The following is an 18180-nucleotide window of genomic DNA, read 5'->3' as shown; positions in this document are numbered from 1 at the left end:
GAGCTGGCCCGACCCTGACCGGCGGTGCAGTCCCGGACAACGACCGCGTTCCGCCGTCCGGGACGGCGCGCTCGCCGGGGTCCCGCGCCGGGGAGACTGTTGACCTGGGCAACGACCCGACGACGACAGGAGCTCCATGGCGCACCCGCGGACCCGCCGCAGCCTGTACCTGGTCCTCGGCGCGCTGACCGCCTTCGGGCCGCTGTCCACCGACCTCTACCTGCCGGGCCTGCCGGACATGGCGCGGGTGCTGGGCACCTCCCCCTCGCTGGCGCAGGCGACGATGGCGACCTGCCTGGTGGGCCTGGCCCTCGGGCAGCTGGTCGCCGGACCGCTCAGCGACCGGCTGGGCCGCCGCCGTCCGTTGCTGGCCGGGGTGGCGCTGTTCGTGCTGACCTCCGCGCTGTGCGCGCTGGCGACGTCGGTCTGGCTGCTGCTGGCGCTCCGCTTCGTGCAGGGCCTGGCCGGCGGGGCGGGCATCGTCATCGCGCGGGCCGTGGTGCGCGACCTGTTCGAGGGACGCCGGGCCGCGCAGGTGTTCTCCCAGCTCATGCTGGTCTTCGGGCTGGCGCCGGTGGTCGCCCCGGTGGTCGGCGGCCAGATCCTGCGGTTCGCCGACTGGCGGGGGCTGTTCGTGGCGCTGGCGGTGATCGGCGCGCTGATCCTGCTGGGGTCGCGCGCCGCCCTGCCCGAGACGCTGCCGCCGGCCGCGCGGCACACCACGGGATCCCGCGCCCAGCTGCGCCAGCTGGGCGGCCTGGTCACCGACCGGACCTTCGCGGGCCACATGGCCGTGAGCGGGCTGCACGGCGCGACGCTGTTCGCCTACATCTCGATGAGCTCGTTCGTGCTGCAGGAGGAGTACGGCCTGGGCCCGCAGGGCTTCTCGCTGGTGTTCGCCGCCAACGCGGTCGGCCTGGTGCTCGGCGCCCAGCTCAACGGCGCGCTCGTCATGCGCCTGGGCCCGGCGCGGCTGCTGGTCGTCGCGCTGGCCGCCATCGTCACGGCCGCGGCGGCGCTGGTCGCCGGCGCCCTCACCGGCCACCTGGCCGCGCTGCTCGTGCCGCTGTTCCTCGTCGTCACCTGCGTCGGCGGGATCGGGGCGAACAACACCGCGCTCGCGCTGGGGCCGCACGCGTCGTCGGCCGGGTCCGCCGCGGCGCTGCTCGGGATGACCTCGTTCGGCGTCGGCGCCGTGCTGCCGCCGGTGGCCTCGCTGCTCGGCACCACCGGGACGGTGATGGCCGCGACGATGCTCACGACGAGCGCCCTCTCGCTGGCCCTCGTCCTCACCGTCGTCCGGCCGTGGCGTCGCCCGGAGCCGGCGGCCGTGCCGGAGGCGGTGCTGTCGCCCGCGACGCCCTAGTCGGGCCGGGACCGGACCCGCGGTGTGGTCGCCGTCCTCGCGCTACAGCGCGGGTCCGGCGGCGCCCCGGTGAGGTCGGCCTGCCCCAGCCAGGGCCGAAGTGGCCACGATGGCCCTCCGAGGACGACGGCCCCCTCCGAGGACGACGGCGTTCAGCGTCCGTCGATGCGGTTGCGGGCGATGACCTGCGCGGCGATGACGTTGCGCTGGATCTCGTTGGTCCCCTCGCCGACGATCATCAGCGGCGCGTCGCGGTAGTACCGCTCCACGTCGTACTCCTTGGAGTAGCCGTAGCCGCCGTGCACCCGCAGCGCGTCGAGGGTGACCTGCGCGGCGACCTCGGAGGCGAACAGCTTGGCCATCCCGGCCTCCAGGTCGCTGCGCTCGCCGGAGTCGAAGCGCTCCGCCGCGTCGACCGTCATCAGGCGGGCCGCCCGCACCTTGGTGGCCATGTCGGCGATGAGGTTGCCGACCGCCTGGTGCTGCCAGATCGGCCGCCCGAAGGTCTCCCGCTCCTGGCTGTAGCGCACCGCGTCGTCCAGCGCGGCCTGGGCCACTCCGACCGCGCGGGCGGCCACCTGGATCCGGCCCACCTCGAGGCCGGACATCATCTGCGCCCATCCGTGGCCGGGCACGCCACCGAGCACCCGGCCGGCCGGCACCCGGACCCCGTCGAGGGCGACCTCGCAGGCCTCCACCCCCCGGTAGCCGAGCTTGGGCAGGCCGGGCGAGACGGTCAGGCCGGGGGCGGGCTCCACCAGCAGCACGCTGATGCCGGCGTGGCGGGGCCGCGCGTCGGCGTCGGTCTTGCACAGCAGCGCGAACAGGCCGGCGTGCGCGGCGTTGGAGATCCAGGTCTTCGAGCCGGTGACGACGAGGTCGCCGCCGTCGGGCCGGGCGACGGTCCGCATGGCCTGCAGGTCGCTGCCGCCACCCGGTTCGGTGAGGGCCATCGTGGCGCGCAGCGAGCCGTCGGCCATGCCCGGCAGGTACCGCTGCCGCTGCTCGTCGGTGCCGAAGCGGGTCAGCAGGTAGGCGACCACCGAGTGGCCGCCGATGGCGCCGGCCAGGCTCATCCAGCCGCGCGCGAGCTCGGCGCTGACCCGTGCGAAGGCCGGCGTCCCGAGCCCGGTGCCGCCGTACTCCTCCGGCACGAGCAGCCCGAAGAAGCCGAGCTGTTTCATCGCCTCGATCAGCGGCTCGGGGTACACGTCGTCCCGCTCGAACTCGCGGACACGGGGGCGGACCTGCTCGTCGACGAAGGCGGCGACCATGTCGACCAGCTCCTGGTCCGGCGCAACTCCCATGGACAGCCTCCTCTGTTGGCGAAGTTCGCCAGGAGAACGGGCGTACTTCGTGATCCATGACACACGCGACGTGCCGTGAGACTGCCGATAGTGCCCACATGGCACGCCGCCTCTCCACCGCGAGCACCTCGATCCAGCGCCGGATCGCCCTCGCCCCCGCTCCGTCACCCTGGTGGCGCAGCGCCGTCGTCTACCAGGTCTACCTGCGCTCGTTCGCCGACAGCGACGGCGACGGCATCGGCGACCTGGCCGGTCTGCGCAGCAAGCTGCCCTACCTGGCCTGGCTGGGCGTGGACGCGGTCTGGATCAACCCGCACTACCCCTCCGGCGGTGCCGACGGCGGGTACGACGTCATCGACTACCGCGCCGTCGACCCGGAGTACGGCGACGTCAGCGAGCTCGAGGCGCTGGTGGACGACGCCCGCCGGGTGGGCCTGCGGGTGCTGCTCGACGTCGTTCCCAACCACACCTCCGACCAGCACGCGTGGTTCCGGACGGCGCTCGCCGACCCCGACTCCCCCGAGGCCGCGCGCTACCACTTCGCGCCGCCGTCGGAGGAGCCGCCGAACAACTGGCAGTCCCTCTTCGGCGGGCCGGCCTGGTCGCGCACCCCCGACGGTCGCTGGTACCTGCACCTGTTCGCCCCCGAGCAGCCCGACCTCAACTGGCGGGACCCGGCCGTCGCGGCCGACTTCGAGCGCACCCTGCGGTTCTGGCTCGACCGGGGGGTGAGCGGCTTCCGCGTCGACGTCGCCTACGGCCTCTTCAAGGACGCCGCGCTGCGGGACAACCCCGGCTTCTACGCCCCCACCCTCTTCGGCCACGGACCGGAGCAGGCGATGACCTGGAACCAGCCCGAGGTGCACGACGTGTGGCGGCGCTGGCGCGAGATCTGCGACGAGTACCCCGACACGATGCTGGTCGGCGAGGTCTGCCTGGCCGACCTGGACCAGGTGGCGCTGTACTCGCGGCCGGACGAGATGCACCAGGCGCTGTCGTTCCGGCTGCTGAAGTCGTCGTGGGAGACCGGCTCGTTCGCCGAGGCGATCTCCGGCGCCCTGGCGGCCTACGGGCAGGTCGGCGCGCCGGTCTCCTGGGTGCTCGGCAACCACGACAAGGAGCGCCAGGTCACCCGCTTCGGCGGCGGGCCGGTCGGCGCCGCGCGCGCCCGCGCGGCCGCGCTGCTCATGCTGGCCCTGCCGGGCTCGGCCTACCTCTACGCCGGTGACGAGCTGGGGCTGCCCCAGGCCACCGTCCCCGACGAGGCCAAGAAGGACCCGATCTTCCTGCGCAGCGGCGGGGCCCGGGCCGGCCGGGACGGCTGCCGCGTCCCGATGCCGTGGAACTCCACCCCCGGGGTCGGCTTCTCCCCCGACGGCGCCCAAGACCCGTGGCTGCCGGTCCCGCCGGAGTGGCGCCGCTACGCCGTCTCCCGGCAGGCCGAGCACACCGGCTCGATGCTGCACCTGCACCGGCAGGCGCTGGCCGTCCGCAAGGCCCACCCGGCGTTCAGCTCCGGCGAGGCGACGGTGAGCACGCAGGGCGACGTCCTGACGGTCCGCTCGGTCGGCGCCGACGAGACGGTGCGGTGCGTGGTCAACATGGGCGCCGAGACGGTGCTGGTCCGCTGCCGCGGCACCCTGCTGATGGCCTCGACGGCGCACGTGCACCACTCGGCCGGCAGCGTCGCACTGCCGCCGAACACCGCCGTCTGGCTGGTCGAGCACTGACCGCGCGGTACCGACCGTCGGGACTGCGGCGGTCGGTACCCGGTGCGGGTCACCGGACGGCGACGACGACCTTGCCGACGGCCTGACCGTCGAGCACCCGGCGCACGGCGGCGGCCGTCTCCGCGAGCGGGAACACCCGGTCGACCAGCGGGGTGACCGCGCCGGAGGCGATCAGCTCGTCCAGCGCCGCGAGGTCCGCGGCGTTCTCCCGGGCGACGAAGGTGCCCAGGTGCTGGCGGAGGAACGGGGACAGCGCCTGCGCCCGCAGCTGCCGGTCGGTGCCCCCCAGCCACCGGCCGCCGTTCTCGCCGCCGACGATGACCAGCCGGCCGCGCGGGGTGAGCGCCCGGCGGAGGTGGGTCAGCCGGCGGTTGCCGCCGATGTCGAGGACGACGTCGTAGCGCTGCCGGCCGTCGGTCGGGTCCTCGCGGGTGTGGTCGACGACGTGGTCGGCACCCAGCGCGCGGACCGCCTCGACCTTCGACGTGCGGCACACGCCGGTGACCTCGGCCCCGTACGCCTTGGCGATCTGGACGGCGAAGCTGCCCACCCCGCCCGAGGCGCCGATGACCAGCACCCGCTGCCCGGACCGCACCCGCCCGTGGTCGCGCACCGCCTGCAGGGCGGTGAGCCCGGAGATCGGCGCGGCCGCCGCCTGCTCGGGCGGCAGCGCGGACGGACGGGCCACGAGCTTGGCCGCGGGGGCGGTCGCGTACTCGGCGAAGCAGGCCGAGCCGACGCCGTAGACCTCGTCGCCGGGCCCGAACCCGCTCACCCCCGTCCCGACGGCGACCACCGTGCCGGCCAGGGTGCGTCCGGGGTTGGCCGCCTTGGGACGGCGGACGCCGAAGCCGGCCGCCCGGATCGGGTAGGGCAGCCCGGCCATCACGTGCCAGGTGCCCATGTCGACGCTCGCGGCGCGCACCCGGACGAGCACCTCGCCGTCGCCGGGCACCGGCAGGTCGCGCTCGCCGACGCGGAGGACCTCCTCCGGGGCGGCTCCGTAGCGGTCCTGCACCACGGCCGTCATGCACTCGGCGCGCGTGGCGCCCTCGGTCCGACCGGTCATCGAGCGGCTCCGTTCCTGAGGGGACTTACGCCGTAAGTATGATACTTACGGCGTAAGGTCGTCAAGAGCCGGAACTCAGGAGGTGCCGATGACCGAGGGCCCACGCCGAACGCGCACCCCGCTCAGCCGCGAGCGGGTGCTCCGGGTCGCCGTCGCTCTGGCCGACGAGATCGGCGTCGAGGCACTGAGCATGCGCAAGCTCGGCGAGGCCCTCGGCGTCGAGGCCATGTCGCTCTACAACCACGTGGCCAACAAGGACGACCTGCTCGACGGCATGGTCGACGTCGTCTTCGCCGAGATCGAGCTGCCCTCCCCCACGGCCGGCTGGCGGACGGCGCTGCGCGGCCGCGCCGTCTCGGTCCGCGAGGCGCTCACCCGGCACCGCTGGGCGATCGGCCTCATGGAGTCGCGGACCTCACCCGGCCCGGAGACGCTGCGCCAGCACGACGCCGTCCTCGGCTGCCTGCGCGGCGCCGGGTTCTCGGTCGCGCTGGCCGCGCACGCGTACTCGCTGATCGACAGCTACGTCTACGGCTTCGCCCTGCAGGAGCGCGGGCTGCCGTTCGACACCGCCGAGGAGGCCGCCGAGCTCGCGCCGGCGATGCTGGCGGCGTTCCCGGACGGGGCCTATCCGCACATGGTGGAGATCATGACCGAGCACGTGCTACGGCCCGGCTACTCCTACGGCGCCGAGTTCGCCTTCGGGCTCGACCTGCTCCTCGACGGCCTGGAGAGCGCCGCCGCAGGCGGTTGAGCCGGCCCTGCACGCCGCGCGGCCGACCGGACCGCGCCGGGCGACCCCACGGCAGTCCTCGCCGCGCGTAGCCTCCGACCACGGAGCCGCTCAGGCTCCCGATGAGGGAGCTCCCATGGCCGACAAGTCCCCCCGGCACTCGATGTCGAAGAAGTCCGGCAAGTCCCTCAAGGAGAAGCGGACCGAGCGCAAGGCGAAGGCCGACACCACGACCCAGATGGAACGGCTGACGCACGACAAGAAGCACTGAGCGCCCCGGGCACCGCCACCTCCCCCGGACGGTGCCGACACGACGGCGGTCGATCGGCGCGGTGACCGGACGGTGCCGGCCGACGCTGCCATGACCGCGACCGGTCCGAGAGCTGAGCGGCCCCCTTCCCATGGGACCACCGTCCGTGATCGACTGCGCTCCTTCCGCCGCGGCGGCGGCGTTTTCCCGGCACTGGGGGCAGCGATGTCGTTGGAGCAGGACGTGGCGGCGGCCCGCCGGGCCGTCGACGCACTCGAGCAGGCCTGCGGCCCGCTCACCCGACGCTTCGGGGACACCGTGGACTCACGCCGACTCAAGATCGACGTCGCCCGGCTGCGCGACGACCTCAACCTGCTGTGCGGCAGCGCCCGCGGGGTCGAGGTCGTCGGGACCCGGGCGTACGACCCGGTCATGTGGGACGACGGCTACGACGGCGAAGTGAGCACTCCGGGCCGCAGCCTCCGGTGACGGCCACTGCGCCCCGCGGGACCGGAGCGGTCACCCCGGGTGGAGGGAACGGGGCCCACCCCCCGCGCCGCGCCGCGATCGCGGCCCGCACGCTGCGCACGGACCGCTGGTGGGTGCAGCCGCTGCTCACCGTCCTGGCGCTGCTCGCGTTCATCGCCTACTCGTCGTTCCGGGCGTTCCAGAACGCGTACTACTTCGCCGAGCCCTACATCTCGCCGTTCTACTCGCCGTGCCTCACCACGGCCTGCGAGGGCGACACCTTCCCGGAGCTGTTCACCGGCCCGTCGTGGATCTCCCCCGCGATCTACATCCTGATCTTCCCGCTGGGCATCCGGATGACCTGCTACTACTACCGGAAGGCCTACTACCGGTCGTTCTGGCTCTCGCCGCCGGCCTGCGCGGTCGCCGAGCCGCACCGGCGCTACACCGGGGAGTCGCGGCTCCCGCTGCTGGGCCAGAACGTGCACCGCTACTTCCTCTACGCGGCCCTGGTCATCAACGTCATCCTGTTCTACGACGCCGTCCTCGCCTTCCGCGACGAGACCGGCGCGTGGGGGCACATGGGCCTGGGCACGCTCATCCTGCTGGCCAACGCCACGCTGCTGGCCCTCTACTCGCTGTCCTGCCACTCGTGCCGGCACATCGTCGGCGGCCGGCTGAACTCCTTCTCGCGGCACCCGCTGCGCTACCGGTTCTGGACGGTCGTCTCGCGCCTGAACGGCCGGCACATGCAGTTCGCGTGGGCCTCGCTGGTCAGCGTCGCGCTGGCCGACTTCTACGTCTTCCTGCTGGCCACGGGCACGATCTCCGACCTTCGCTTCTTCTGAGCAGGAGTTCTTCTGATGGTGGAACTCGAGCGGCACGACTACGACGTCGTGGTCGTGGGCGCCGGCGGCGCGGGCCTGCGGGCCGCGATCGCCGCGCACGAGCAGGGCGCGCGCACCGCGGTGGTGTGCAAGTCCCTGCTGGGCAAGGCGCACACGGTCATGGCCGAGGGCGGTATCGCCGCGGCCATGGGCAACGCCTATCCCGAGGACAACTGGCGGGTGCACTTCCGGGACACCATGCGCGGCGGGAAGATGCTCAACCACTGGCGCATGGCCCAGCTGCACGCGCAGGAGGCGCCCGACCGGGTCCGCGAGCTCGAGGACTGGGGCGCGCTGTTCGACCGCACCGCCGACGGCCTGATCAGCCAGCGCGACTTCGGCGGCCACCGCTACGCCCGCCTGGCCCACGTCGGCGACCGCACCGGGCTGGAGCTGATCCGCACCCTGCAGCAGCGCACCGTCGCCCTCGGCGTCGACGTCTACATGGAGTGCACGGTCACCCGGCTGCTCACCGACGCGGAGGGGATCACCGGGGCGTTCGGCTACTGGCGCGAGTCCGGGCGCTTCGTCGCCTGGCAGGCGCCGTCGGTGGTGCTGGCCACCGGCGGCATCGGCAAGGCCTACAAGGTCACCTCGAACTCGTGGGAGTACACCGGCGACGGCCACTCCCTGGCGCTGCAGGCCGGCGCCTCGCTGGTGAACATGGAGTTCGTCCAGTTCCACCCGACGGGGATGGTCTGGCCGCCGTCGGTGCGCGGGATCCTGGTCACCGAGAGCGTCCGCGGCGACGGCGGCGTCCTCCGGAACTCGGCCGGCAACCGCTTCATGTTCGACTACATCCCCGACTTCTTCCGCAAGGAGACCGCGGAGACCGAGGACGAGGCCGACCGCTGGTACACCGACAAGAAGAACAACCGGCGGCCACCGGAGCTGCTCCCCCGCGACGAGGTGGCCCGCGCGATCAACAGCGAGGTCAAGGCCGGCCGGGGCTCGCCGCACGGCGGCGTCTTCCTCGACATCGCCTCGCGCCGGGACGCCGAGTACATCCGCAAGCGGCTGCCGTCGATGTACCACCAGTTCAAGGAGCTGGCCGACGTCGACATCACCGCCGAGCCGATGGAGGTCGGGCCCACCTGCCACTACGTCATGGGCGGGGTGGAGGTCGACCCGGACACCGAGGCCGCCCGCGTGCCCGGGCTGTTCGCCGCCGGTGAGGTCGCCGGCGGCATGCACGGCTCCAACCGGCTGGGCGGCAACTCCCTGTCGGACCTGCTGGTGTTCGGCCGCCGGGCCGGGCTGGCCGCCACCGAGCACGCCCAGAAGCGGGCCGGCCTGGTCGCGCTGGCCGACGAGGCGCTCGCCGACGCCGCCCGGGCCGCGCTCGCGCCCTTCGAGCGGGAGGGCGGCGAGAACCCCTACACGGTGCAGCAGGACCTGCAGCAGACGATGCACGACCTGGTCGGCATCATCCGCACCGCGCCGGAGATGGAGCGGGCCCTGGAGCGGATCGCCGCCCTCAAGCAGCGCGTGGCCGCCCTCTCGGTCGAGGGGCACCGGCAGTACAACCCGGGCTGGCACCTGGCGCTGGACCTGCCGCACATGCTGCTGGTCAGCGAGTGCATCGCCCGGGCCGCCCTCGCGCGGGAGGAGAGCCGCGGCGGGCACACCCGCGACGACTTCCCCGCCGCGGACGTCGAGTGGGCGCGGACCAACCTGGTCTGCAGGCGGACGCCGGACGGCGGGGTGGCCGTGGCCCGGCAACCTCTGCCGGCCATGCCACCCGAGCTCGCCGAGGTCTTCGAGGAGGGCTCCGCGTGAGCTACGACGCGACGTTCCGGGTGTGGCGCGGGGACGCGTCCGGCGGGGACCTGCAGACCTTCACCGTCCCGGTCAACGAGGGCGAGGTCGTGCTCGACATCATCCACCGGCTGCAGGCCACCCAGGCCGGTGACCTCGCCGTCCGGTGGAACTGCAAGGCCGGCAAGTGCGGCTCCTGCAGCGCGGAGATCAACGGGCGGCCGCGGCTGATGTGCCTGACCCGGATGAGCACCTTCGCCGAGAGCGAGACGATCACCGTCACCCCGCTGCGGGCCTTCCCCGTCATCCGCGACCTCGTCACCGACGTGGCGTTCAACTACGAGAAGGCCGCGCAGGTCCCGGCCTTCACCCCGCGACCCCGCGACGGCGACGGCAACCACCGGATGCAGCAGGTCGACGTGGAGCGCCCGCAGGAGTTCCGCAAGTGCATCGAGTGCTGGCTCTGCCAGGACACCTGCCACGTGATCCGCGACCACGAGGCCAACAAGGCCGTCTTCGCCGGCCCGCGGTTCCTCATCCGGCTGGCCGAGCTCGACATGCACCCGCTGGACGTCGTCGACCGCAAGGACGCCGCGCAGGACGAGTTCGGCCTGGGCTACTGCAACATCACCAAGTGCTGCTCCGAGGTGTGCCCGGAGGGCATCCACCTCACCGACAACGGGATCATCCCGCTCAAGGAGCGCGTCGTGGACCGCCGGTTCGACCCGGTCACCTGGCTGGGCGCGCGGATCCGGCGGCGCCCGCGGGACTGAGAGAGGACCCCCTGCCCCCCACCGTGGAAGTACCCCGTCCTCCTCACCGCTCGCAGGCTCGCGGCGAGCCTCTGGACGGGGCCGCGGCGGGACCCTGCAGGGGGCCGCCCGGGGGTCAGGGCAGGAACTGGTCGAGGTCCGGCTCCTCGGACAGCGTCCCGTACTCCGTGGCCTTCGCGCCGAGCCGCTCGAGGGCCTCGCGGCTGAACTCGGTCCGGAACGTCGGGATGACGATGCGCTCGAGGACTGCCGGGTCGATCTCGGTGTACGTGCCGGTGATCCGTCGGACCTCGTCCGGGTTCTCCTGCGAGAACTCCAGCGACCGGTTCATGGCCCGCTGGAAGGCCTCGACCAGCTCCGGCTGCTCCTGCATCAGCTGCTGCGACGTGAAGACGCAGGAGATGTCGAGCTCCGGGTGGAAGTCGGAGAAGTTGTAGGACAGCACCCGCGCCCCGGCGTCGACGGCCTCGGTGAGGAACGGGTCGAGGATCCAGGCGGCGTCCACCTGACCGGTCTGGAGCGCGGCCGGCGCATCGGGGAAGGGGATCTCGACGAACTCGACGCCCTGCGGGTCCCCACCGGCGTCCTCGACGACCGACCGGATGGTCGTGTCCCCGATGTTGTTCAGGGTGTTGACCGAGACGGTGTTGCCGGGCAGGTCGGCCATCGACTGGATCGGCGAGTCCCCGGGCACCACGACGGCGCCGAAGTCGGGGTTGCCGGCGGTGGAGTTGGCGTTGGTGATGCACTGCAGGGGCAGCCCCTCGTCGACGGCGATCATCGTGGAGAGGACGTTCCCCCGCCCGAACTCGAACTCGCCGGAGACGACGCTGGGGACGACGGCCGCCCCGCCGACGGCCGACTCGATGGTGAGATCGAGCCCCTCCTCCTCGAAGAAGCCCTGGTCGACGCCGAGGTAGAGCGGGGCCGAGTCGACGATGGGCTGGGTGCCGATGGTGACGGGGGTCAGGCCGCCCTCCTCCGCGGCACCCCCGGCGGCGTCGTCGTCGGAACCGCCGCAGGCGGCGAGGGCGAGCAGGGCGGCGACACCGGCGGCGGCGACGCGGGACCTGGATCCGGTCACGGGGCAGCTCCTTCGCAGAACGGGGACGGGGGTCGTGCGGGTCCGAGGGGTGCGAGGACCGGTCAGGGCCGGTGGGCGCGGTCGCGCCAGAAGCCCCACGCGCGCGGGAGCTGCGGGGTGTTGGTGGCCACGGTCGCGGCGGCCTCCTCGTCGGTGAGGTAGGTGCAGCCACCCAGGCGCAGCGCCTCGGCCTGGGCACGGGCGTTGACCTCGGTGTAGACGGCCCGGTAGACGGCCTCCTCCACCGAGGCGCCGACCGCGGTCGCCCCGTGGCCCCGCATGAGGACCACCGAGGACCGGCCGAGGGCCCGCGCCAGCGCCACCCCGGACTGCGGCGTCCGCACCAGCAGGTCCGAGCCGGACCCGAGGGTGTCCCGCGCCTCGAACACGGGCGCCTCGGGGGCCAGGAACCCGGCCATGTGCAGGACCGGCCGCAGCGGGGTGCCTGCGACGCCGAACGGGATGACCGCCGGCGAGTGGCTGTGCACGACGGCGTGCACGTCCGGCCGGGCGCGGTAGATCTCCCCGTGGATGTGCCGCTCGAGGTACGGCGGCCGGGGGTCGTCGGTGGTCCCGTCGAGGGTGAACAGCTGGACGTCGTCGGCCTGCACGAGGCCGGGCGCGAGGTTCCGGGCGAGCAGGAAGGTGTCCGGGTCGTCGGCGGATCGGACGCTCACGTGCCCGAAGGCGTCGAGGATGCCCTGGTCGACGAGGATGTGGTTGGCCTCCGCGAGCGTGGCGCGCTGCTCGCGGGACCTCGTCGACGTGGTGTCCTCGCGCACGGCGGCCCCTCTCGGTCCCCGCGGGTGGCGATCACCCGCCGGACGATCGTGACCCGCGGCACGAGCGGTCACGCAGGACTTTCTGGAGAGCAGAACCGGGCGACGCGCTCGGTGGAACGCTCAGCGCTCCTCGGCCGCCCGCCGCTCCGCGCCGGTCTCGCCCGCGTACCCGACGTCGTCCCCGCCGGCGACGCGGCCGACGAACTCGCCCGACCCGCCGGTGCCGGTGGTGGTCGGCGCGTCGGGGGCGTCGCTGTCGCCGCCGCCGGTCGCGCGGGTCAGCGCCTGCGCGTCGTCGCGGTCGACGTCGTCCTCGCCCGGTCGGGGGTCACGCGGCATGCTCGTCCTCCTCGCCGTCAGCCCGGCTGTACCCGGCGGCCGGGCGACGACACCGGCCTCGACCCCACATGGAGAGTTGATGGCGACCGCACCTGGAGGATGGCAACGCACCCTCCGGCGTGCACCCCTCGGGGGACCACCGCGGGAGGAGGCACCATGCCCGTCGTCGAGCCGCACCGTCCGCACCGGGCCGCCGCCGGGGCGTTCGTCGCGCCCGGCCGGTCGCTGGTCTGGGGAGCCGGGTGGGCGACGGCCGCCGGCTGCCTGCCGGCCGCCGTGGCGGGAGCGACGGTGCTCGGTGCGGCGGCCGGCCCGGTCCTCGGGGCGCTGATGACGCTGGCCGCCGTTCTCACCGGACGCTGGCTGTCCGCCGACCTCCCGCCGGCCGGGGGCGCCACCCCCTGGGACGAGGACGCCGTCAGGCGGGGACCACCCGCACCGGGACGCTGGCCCAGCCCTTGAGGGTGTTGTTCAGCTTCGGCGTGGGCTCTCCGGCCGGCTCGATGGTGCGGGCCCGCTCGGCGAGGGCGGAGAGCACCAGCTCGGTCTCCAGGCGGGCCACCGGCTGGCCGACGCACTGGTGGATGCCCATGCCGAAGGCGACGTGCCCGGCCGTGCGCCGGCTGATGTCGAGCTGCTCGGCGTCCTCGCCCCAGTGCCGCGGGTCGCGGTTGGCCGAGCCGAGGAACAGCAGCACCTTCGTGCCCTCGGGGATCGTCGTCCCGGCGACGTCGACGTCCCGGCTGGTGGTGCGGAAGAAGGTCTGCACCGGGGACTCCCAGCGCAGCGCCTCGTCGTAGGCGAACTTGGCCTTGGCCGGCTGCGCGTGGATCTGCGCCCACTGGTCGGGGAAGCGGGAGAGCGCGTAGACGGTGTTGGCGATGCCGTAGACGGTGGTGTCGAGGCCGGCGGTGAGCAGCGAGCGCACCAGCATCGGGGCCTGCTCGTGGGTGATCTCCCCGCGGTCGGCGGCCTCCCAGATCTGCGCGCCGAAACCGCCGGGCGCCAGGTGCTCCCGCTGGCACTGCTCCCAGATCCAGGACTGCACCGGTGCGGCGGTGGCCAGCGCGTTCCGACGCAGCTCGTTGTCCGGGCCGAAGGCGTTGAACGCCAGCCCGCCGTAGGGCAGCAGGTTCTCCCGGCCCTCCTCGGGCAGGCCGACGGCGTCGGGGAAGACCCGCAGCGGGTAGACCTCGGCCAGGTCGGTGACCGCGTCGAAGGTGCCCTGCTCGACCAGCCGCTCGGCGATCTCCCGCGCCGGTGCGGCGAAGCGCTCCCGCAGCGTGCGCATCGTGCGCGGGGAGAGGACGCCGTTCATCGCCGTCCGGACGACGGTGTGGTCCGGCGGGTCGGCCTCCAGCAGCAGGCTCGGCGGCCGCCACGGCTTCTCCTTGGCGAAGTCCGCGAGGCCCGCGCCGCGGCTGGAGACGAAGGTCTCCCAGTCCTGCAGCGACGCCTTGACCTCCTCGAAGCGGCCCATGGCGTAGATGCCGTACCGGGGGAGGAAGACCACCGGGCCGGCGTCGCGCAGCCGGCGGTGGAAGTCGTAGGGGTCGGTCAGCACCTCGGTACCGAACGGGTCGTCGTCCAGGACGGGGGCGTCGCTGGTGGGCGGGCTGTCGACGGTCACAGGAGCACTCCCGGGTCGGGGGTCGCGGTTGACGTCAGCGTGACGCGCCCGACCTCCCTCGGCCCACTCTCCTCTCATCTGTTGAGAGAAGGCTGGGTCCCGGTGTGACGGGCACCGCACCATCCTCCTCGTGCGCGGCACCCCTGCCGCCATCCGAGAAGGAGACCTGCATCGATGTCTGCACCTGCCACCCACCCCCGTCGCCGGCTGGCCGGGCTCGCGCTCGGCTGCGCGGCCACGCTCGTGCTGGCCGCGTGCGGCTCCGACGACGATGCCGGCAGCGGAGGTGGCGAGGGCGGCGGTGAGTCGGGCCCGGCAGCGCTGACGCTGGGCTACTTCCCGCTCGTGCACACGGCGACCGCGGTGAACGCCGAGGAGACCGGCCTGTTCGACGACGCCGGGCTGGACGTGACGCTCGAGCAGACCTCCGGCGGCGCCCAGGCCATCCCCTCGCTGATCGCCGGCGAGTACGACATCACCTACGGCAACTACACCTCGGCGGTGCTGGCGGCGCAGCAGGGGCTGCCGGTGCGGATCGTGGCCGGCAACGACGTCGGCGCCACCGACCACGCGATCATGGTCGCGGCCGACTCCCCCTTCCAGGGCCCGGCTGACCTGGCCGGCGCCCGGATCGCGGTCAACAACCTGCAGAACATCGGCACGGTTGCGATCAACGCCGTCCTGGAGGACGCCGGCGTCGACATCTCGACGATCCAGTTCCTCGAGCTGCCGCTGCCGGACATGGCCGCCGCCCTCGAAGCCGGCGACGTGGACGCCATCTGGCAGGTCGAGCCCTTCCAGGCCTCGGCCCTGGCGGCCGGCCACCGGGTGCTCTTCCCGCTGTTCAGCGGCCCGGTCGAGGGCATGCCCGTGGCCGGGTGGCTGACCACCGAGCAGTACGCCCAGGAGAACCCCGAGGTGATCGAGTCGTTCCGGTCCGCGCTGGCCACCTCCATCGAGCAGCTCGACGGCGACCGCGAGCGGCTGGTCGAGCTGGTGCCGACCTACTCGCAGGTGCCGGCCGAGACCGTCGAGGCAGTCGAGCTGCCGCAGTGGGACGCCGAGGCCGACGCCGAGCAGCTGCAGGAGATGAGCGACCTGATGCTGGAGTACGGGATCATCAGCGAGGAGTTCGACGTGGAGACCATTCTCATCGACTGAGCACGTCGGTGGGGCGGCTCCGCGGAGCCGCCCCACCGTCAGGCGCGGAGGTACGCCAGCACGGCCAGCACGCGGCGGTTGGCGTCGGCGGCCTCGTGCAGGTCCAGCTTCGTGAAGACGTTGTGCACGTGTGCCTCGACCGTCTTCGGAGCGAGGAAGAGCCGCTCTCCGATGGCCTGGTTGGAGCGGCCCTCGGCCATGACAGCGAGCACCTCCCGCTCCCGTTCGGACAGCAGGTCGAGCGGGTCGCGGGCACGTCGCCGGCCGACGAGCTGGGCCACCACTCCCGGGTCGATCACCACCCCGCCGGCGGCCACCCGCCGGACCGCGTCGACGAGCTCGGCCGGGTCGGTCACCCGCTCCTTGAGCAGGTAGCCGGTCCCCCGGGTGCCGGAGTCCAGGAGCTGCATGGCGTAGTGCGGCTCGACGTGCGCCGAGAGCACGAGGACGCCGATGCCCGGGTAGCGCTCGCTCAGTTCCCGGGCGGCGGCGAGGCCCTCCGTGGTGTGGCTGGGCGGCATGCGGATGTCGACGACCGCGACGTCCGGCCGGTCCCGCTCGACCGCCTCCAGCAGGGCCGCGGCGTCGCCGACCTGGGCGGTGACCTCGAGTCCGGCGTCGGCCAGCAGGCGGCAGATGCCGGCCCGGAACAGCGCGGCGTCGTCGGCGACGATCACTCGCACGGCAGCGTCGCGATCACCCGCGTCCCCGAGCCCCGGGGGCTCCGGACCACCAGCCGGCCTCCGAGCGCGGCCACCCGGTCGGCGAGGCCGCGCAGGCCCGAGCCCGCCGGGTCGGCGCCGCCGACCCCGTCGTCGCCCACCTCGACCCGCAGCAGCCGGCCCTCCGGCCGCACGTCGACGGTCACGGTGGAAGCGTCCGCGTGCTTGGCGGCGTTCGCCAGGGCCTCGGACACCACGAAGTAGCAGGTCTGCTCCAGCGCCTCCGGCCACCGCCGGTCGGGGACCGCACCGATCACCGCAGGCACCGGGGACCGATCCACCAGCGTGGCCAGCGCCGGCCCGAGCCCGGCATCGGTGAGCAGCACCGGGTAGATCCCGCGGGCCAGCTCGCGGAGGTCGTCGAGGGCGCCGGACAGCTCCGCGCCGGCCTCGTCCAGCAGCGCGGCCACCTCCCCGGCGCCGGCCGAGCCCAGCTGGGTGCGGGCCAGGCGCAGCGCCAGCGCGACCGTGACCAGCCGCTGCTGGGCGCCGTCGTGCAGATCCCGCTCGACCCGGCGGCGGGCGGCGTCGGCCGCCTCGACGATCCGCGCCCGGGACGCGTTCACCTCACGCAACTGCGTGCGCACCTCGGCGTGCAGCCGCTCGTTCTGCACCGCGAGCCCCGCGCTGGCCGCCACCGCCGCCACCAGCTCGGGCTCACCGGTGAGCGCCCGGTCGTGCACCAGGACCGCGATCCGCTCCCCGTCGCGCTCCAGGTAGGTCAGCGCCCGCCCGTTCCCCGCGGCGAGATCGGCCACGGGCGCGCCGTCGGGGCCGACGAAGGCCTCCCGCTCGGGCAGCCAGTAGGCGAGCTCCAGCGACGGGTCGTGCAGCGTGCGGGCGAGCACGCTCCGCAGCTGCTCCGGGACGGGCACCCCGGCGCCGAGCTCGACGACCAGGCGGCTCACGCCGGTCCGGTCGAGGTGGCTGCGCAGCAGTCCGAGCAGCAGCGCCAGCGGCCACACCACGAGCACGACCTGCGCGGACCAGGCCAGCACCACGCCGGCGGCCGGCGGGATGAGCAGCAGGATCGCCGTCCGCTGGACGAGGATCGTCACCACGACCACGGCGCCCCCGGCCACCCCGGGAGCGAGGCTGCGGCGCTGCGCCGGCCCGCCCGCGCGCCAGCGGGCGAACACGACCGCCAGCAGGGTGAGGAACAGCGCGACCACGACGCCCTGCACGGCGAGGTCGATCGCCGACGGGGCGAACTCGCCGTTGGTCGGCGCGATCACGAGGCCGTTCGGGGGCGGCCCCTCGCCCAGCCCGCGGTCGACGGAGAAGACCACCAGGAAGGCGGCGTCCAGCGGGGCGGACAGCAGGTAGCCGACGCCGACGACGGCCCCCTCCACCCCGGTGCGCACCCGCCCGTCGGGGAACGTCGCGAGCAGGTGCACCAGGAGGCTGAGGTACACCGACCCCAGCAGGACCCCGGCGACGAACGCGGGACGGGCCGCGACCGCGACCACGTAGCGGGCGAACCAGGCGAAGCCCAGCGCGACCATCAGCGCCCCGGTGCGGCTGGCCGGGCGGTGGCTCCAGGCGACCAGGCCGACGCCGATGAACGACCAGCCGACCGCGAGGCTGAGCACGAGCGTGGGCGGCAGCAGGTCGGGCGGGATCGCGTAGCCGCCCCACACCAGCGCGGCTGCCGCGCCCGCCCCGGCCGCGACCCCGGCCGCCCCCGTCCCCCACCGCAGCCCGCGGCTCAGGCGCTGCACGGGGTCGCCCTCGGCGGACCGTCGATCACCTGCCACAGGGTCTCGCTGCTCAGGTCCCCCTTGGCGATGAACCCCCGCGCGCGGCAGCGGTCCACCCGCGACCCGTAGTCCAGGCGGGCCCGGCTGGAGACCAGCACGACGACCGGGCCGCCCCGCCAGCCGGTCAGCTCCTCGGCGATCGTGAAGCCGTCGAGGTCGGGCAGCTGGACGTCGAGGAGCACCACGTCAGGGACCAGTTCGCGGGCCGCCACCAGGGCGTCGGCGCCGTCGCCCGCCTCGCCCACGACCTGGAAGCCGCCCGCGGTGAGCAGCCGCCGGGCGAGCGACCGGAAGGGGGCGTGATCGTCGACGATCAGGACCCGCGCCGCCATCCGTCGATGCTGTCACCGCCGACCGCCCC

19 protein-coding genes are annotated in these 18180 nt (G+C 73.9%); 10 read left to right on the top strand and 9 right to left on the bottom strand.

All coding sequences use genetic code 11. The features are described 5' to 3' along the window. Window positions 1–136: 136 nt before the first annotated feature. Window positions 137–1366 carry a multidrug effflux MFS transporter gene (locus MY526_RS13990; protein ID WP_436704120.1) on the top strand — a complete coding sequence of 410 codons (1230 nt, stop codon included), beginning with the start codon at window positions 137–139 and terminating at the stop codon, window positions 1364–1366. 152 nt (window positions 1367–1518) lie between these two features. Here MY526_RS13990 and MY526_RS13985 read toward each other — a convergent pair whose 3' ends face one another. Continuing rightward, the gene (locus MY526_RS13985) at window positions 1519–2673 is read right to left on the bottom strand and encodes an acyl-CoA dehydrogenase family protein (RefSeq protein WP_436692909.1); all 1155 of its coding nucleotides are present in this window, start codon (window positions 2671–2673) and stop codon (window positions 1519–1521) included. A gap of 98 nt (window positions 2674–2771) precedes the next feature. Here MY526_RS13985 and MY526_RS13980 point away from each other — a divergent pair, with 98 nt between their 5' ends. After that, window positions 2772–4403 carry a glycoside hydrolase family 13 protein gene (locus MY526_RS13980; protein ID WP_436692908.1) on the top strand — a complete coding sequence of 544 codons (1632 nt, stop codon included), beginning with the start codon at window positions 2772–2774 and terminating at the stop codon, window positions 4401–4403. Window positions 4404–4452: 49 nt separating this feature from the next. Here MY526_RS13980 and MY526_RS13975 read toward each other — a convergent pair whose 3' ends face one another. Further along, on the bottom strand, window positions 4453–5472 hold the full coding sequence (locus MY526_RS13975; protein WP_436704118.1) for an NAD(P)-dependent alcohol dehydrogenase: 1020 nt from the start codon (window positions 5470–5472) through the stop codon (window positions 4453–4455). Between the two features lie 88 nt (window positions 5473–5560). Between MY526_RS13975 and MY526_RS13970 the strand changes: the two genes are divergently transcribed. From MY526_RS13970 to MY526_RS13945, 6 genes are all read left to right on the top strand, one after another. Next, window positions 5561–6226 carry a TetR/AcrR family transcriptional regulator C-terminal domain-containing protein gene (locus MY526_RS13970; protein WP_436704116.1) on the top strand — a complete coding sequence of 222 codons (666 nt, stop codon included), beginning with the start codon at window positions 5561–5563 and terminating at the stop codon, window positions 6224–6226. A gap of 115 nt (window positions 6227–6341) precedes the next feature. Beyond that, a complete protein-coding gene (locus MY526_RS13965) occupies window positions 6342–6476 on the top strand; it encodes a hypothetical protein (RefSeq protein ID WP_436692902.1) in 135 nt (44 codons plus the stop codon). Window positions 6477–6680: 204 nt separating this feature from the next. Next, window positions 6681–6944: a hypothetical protein gene (locus MY526_RS13960; RefSeq protein WP_436704115.1), complete on the top strand. Its 264-nt coding sequence runs from the start codon at window positions 6681–6683 to the stop codon at window positions 6942–6944. Continuing rightward, entirely contained in the window at window positions 6941–7771 is an 831-nt protein-coding gene (locus MY526_RS13955; RefSeq protein ID WP_436692899.1) for a hypothetical protein, read from the top strand. The genes MY526_RS13960 and MY526_RS13955 overlap by 4 nt, the downstream gene beginning before the upstream one ends. A 15-nt stretch (window positions 7772–7786) precedes the next feature. Next, the gene (locus tag MY526_RS13950) at window positions 7787–9589 is read left to right on the top strand and encodes a fumarate reductase/succinate dehydrogenase flavoprotein subunit (protein WP_436692897.1); all 1803 of its coding nucleotides are present in this window, start codon (window positions 7787–7789) and stop codon (window positions 9587–9589) included. Next, window positions 9586–10341, top strand: coding sequence for a succinate dehydrogenase/fumarate reductase iron-sulfur subunit (locus MY526_RS13945; RefSeq protein WP_436704113.1), 756 nt, complete (start codon window positions 9586–9588; stop codon window positions 10339–10341). The genes MY526_RS13950 and MY526_RS13945 overlap by 4 nt, the downstream gene beginning before the upstream one ends. 115 nt (window positions 10342–10456) lie before the next feature. On the opposite strand, the gene MY526_RS13940 is transcribed toward MY526_RS13945, so the two are convergent. The 3 genes from MY526_RS13940 to MY526_RS13930 all read right to left on the bottom strand — a co-directional run bounded on the left by MY526_RS13940 (window position 10457) and on the right by MY526_RS13930 (window position 12546). Further along, window positions 10457–11425: an ABC transporter substrate-binding protein gene (locus MY526_RS13940; protein ID WP_436692893.1), complete on the bottom strand. Its 969-nt coding sequence runs from the start codon at window positions 11423–11425 to the stop codon at window positions 10457–10459. 62 nt (window positions 11426–11487) lie between these two features. Continuing rightward, a complete protein-coding gene (locus MY526_RS13935; protein WP_436704111.1) occupies window positions 11488–12207 on the bottom strand; it encodes a class II aldolase/adducin family protein in 720 nt (239 codons plus the stop codon). Between the two features lie 120 nt (window positions 12208–12327). Beyond that, the gene (locus tag MY526_RS13930; protein WP_436692890.1) at window positions 12328–12546 is read right to left on the bottom strand and encodes a hypothetical protein; all 219 of its coding nucleotides are present in this window, start codon (window positions 12544–12546) and stop codon (window positions 12328–12330) included. A 156-nt stretch (window positions 12547–12702) separates the two neighbouring features. On the opposite strand from MY526_RS13930, the gene MY526_RS13925 reads away from it, so the two are divergent. Continuing rightward, complete coding sequence (locus MY526_RS13925) at window positions 12703–13008, top strand: hypothetical protein (protein ID WP_436704109.1); 306 nt, start codon at window positions 12703–12705, stop codon at window positions 13006–13008. On the opposite strand, the gene MY526_RS13920 is transcribed toward MY526_RS13925, so the two are convergent. Continuing rightward, entirely contained in the window at window positions 12965–14176 is a 1212-nt protein-coding gene (locus MY526_RS13920; protein WP_436704108.1) for a cytochrome P450, read from the bottom strand. The two genes, MY526_RS13925 and MY526_RS13920, sit on opposite strands and share 44 nt — an antisense overlap. A 174-nt stretch (window positions 14177–14350) precedes the next feature. Here MY526_RS13920 and MY526_RS13915 point away from each other — a divergent pair, with 174 nt between their 5' ends. Beyond that, on the top strand, window positions 14351–15337 hold the full coding sequence (locus MY526_RS13915; RefSeq protein WP_436692885.1) for an ABC transporter substrate-binding protein: 987 nt from the start codon (window positions 14351–14353) through the stop codon (window positions 15335–15337). Window positions 15338–15375: 38 nt separating this feature from the next. On the opposite strand, the gene MY526_RS13910 is transcribed toward MY526_RS13915, so the two are convergent. From MY526_RS13910 to MY526_RS13900, 3 genes are read right to left on the bottom strand one after another with little or no spacing between them, the layout of a single operon-like run. Next, window positions 15376–16020, bottom strand: coding sequence for a LuxR C-terminal-related transcriptional regulator (locus tag MY526_RS13910; RefSeq protein ID WP_436692883.1), 645 nt, complete (start codon window positions 16018–16020; stop codon window positions 15376–15378). Then, on the bottom strand, window positions 16011–17780 hold the full coding sequence (locus MY526_RS13905) for a sensor histidine kinase (RefSeq protein ID WP_436692881.1): 1770 nt from the start codon (window positions 17778–17780) through the stop codon (window positions 16011–16013). Before MY526_RS13905 ends, MY526_RS13910 begins: the two co-directional genes overlap by 10 nt. Then, entirely contained in the window at window positions 17768–18151 is a 384-nt protein-coding gene (locus MY526_RS13900; protein ID WP_436692880.1) for a response regulator, read from the bottom strand. The genes MY526_RS13905 and MY526_RS13900 overlap by 13 nt, the downstream gene beginning before the upstream one ends. Between the last annotated feature and the right edge of the window lie 29 nt (window positions 18152–18180).

The sequence above is a fragment of the Geodermatophilus sp. CPCC 205761 genome, assembly GCF_051383655.1.
Taxonomy (GTDB): domain Bacteria; phylum Actinomycetota; class Actinomycetes; order Mycobacteriales; family Geodermatophilaceae; genus Geodermatophilus.
The sequence above is the reverse complement of the archived record's forward strand: the minus strand, read 5'-3'. Positions and strand labels throughout refer to the sequence as shown.

Bases quoted from the DNA above. Each gene is read 5' to 3' on its own strand.
- MY526_RS13925 (WP_436704109.1), top strand. From the start codon at position 12,703: ATGCCCGTCGTCGAGCCGCACCGTCCGCACCGGGCCGCCGCCGGGGCG.
- MY526_RS13980 (WP_436692908.1), top strand. From the start codon at position 2,772: ATGGCACGCCGCCTCTCCACCGCGAGCACCTCGATCCAGCGCCGGATC.
- MY526_RS13960 (WP_436704115.1), top strand. From the start codon at position 6,681: ATGTCGTTGGAGCAGGACGTGGCGGCGGCCCGCCGGGCCGTCGACGCA.
- MY526_RS13965 (WP_436692902.1), top strand. From the start codon at position 6,342: ATGGCCGACAAGTCCCCCCGGCACTCGATGTCGAAGAAGTCCGGCAAG.
- MY526_RS13975 (WP_436704118.1), bottom strand. From the start codon at position 5,472: ATGACCGGTCGGACCGAGGGCGCCACGCGCGCCGAGTGCATGACGGCC.
- MY526_RS13970 (WP_436704116.1), top strand. From the start codon at position 5,561: ATGACCGAGGGCCCACGCCGAACGCGCACCCCGCTCAGCCGCGAGCGG.
- MY526_RS13915 (WP_436692885.1), top strand. From the start codon at position 14,351: ATGTCTGCACCTGCCACCCACCCCCGTCGCCGGCTGGCCGGGCTCGCG.
- MY526_RS13930 (WP_436692890.1), bottom strand. From the start codon at position 12,546: ATGCCGCGTGACCCCCGACCGGGCGAGGACGACGTCGACCGCGACGAC.
- MY526_RS13950 (WP_436692897.1), top strand. From the start codon at position 7,787: ATGGTGGAACTCGAGCGGCACGACTACGACGTCGTGGTCGTGGGCGCC.
- MY526_RS13985 (WP_436692909.1), bottom strand. From the start codon at position 2,673: ATGGGAGTTGCGCCGGACCAGGAGCTGGTCGACATGGTCGCCGCCTTC.
- MY526_RS13900 (WP_436692880.1), bottom strand. From the start codon at position 18,151: ATGGCGGCGCGGGTCCTGATCGTCGACGATCACGCCCCCTTCCGGTCG.
- MY526_RS13990 (WP_436704120.1), top strand. From the start codon at position 137: ATGGCGCACCCGCGGACCCGCCGCAGCCTGTACCTGGTCCTCGGCGCG.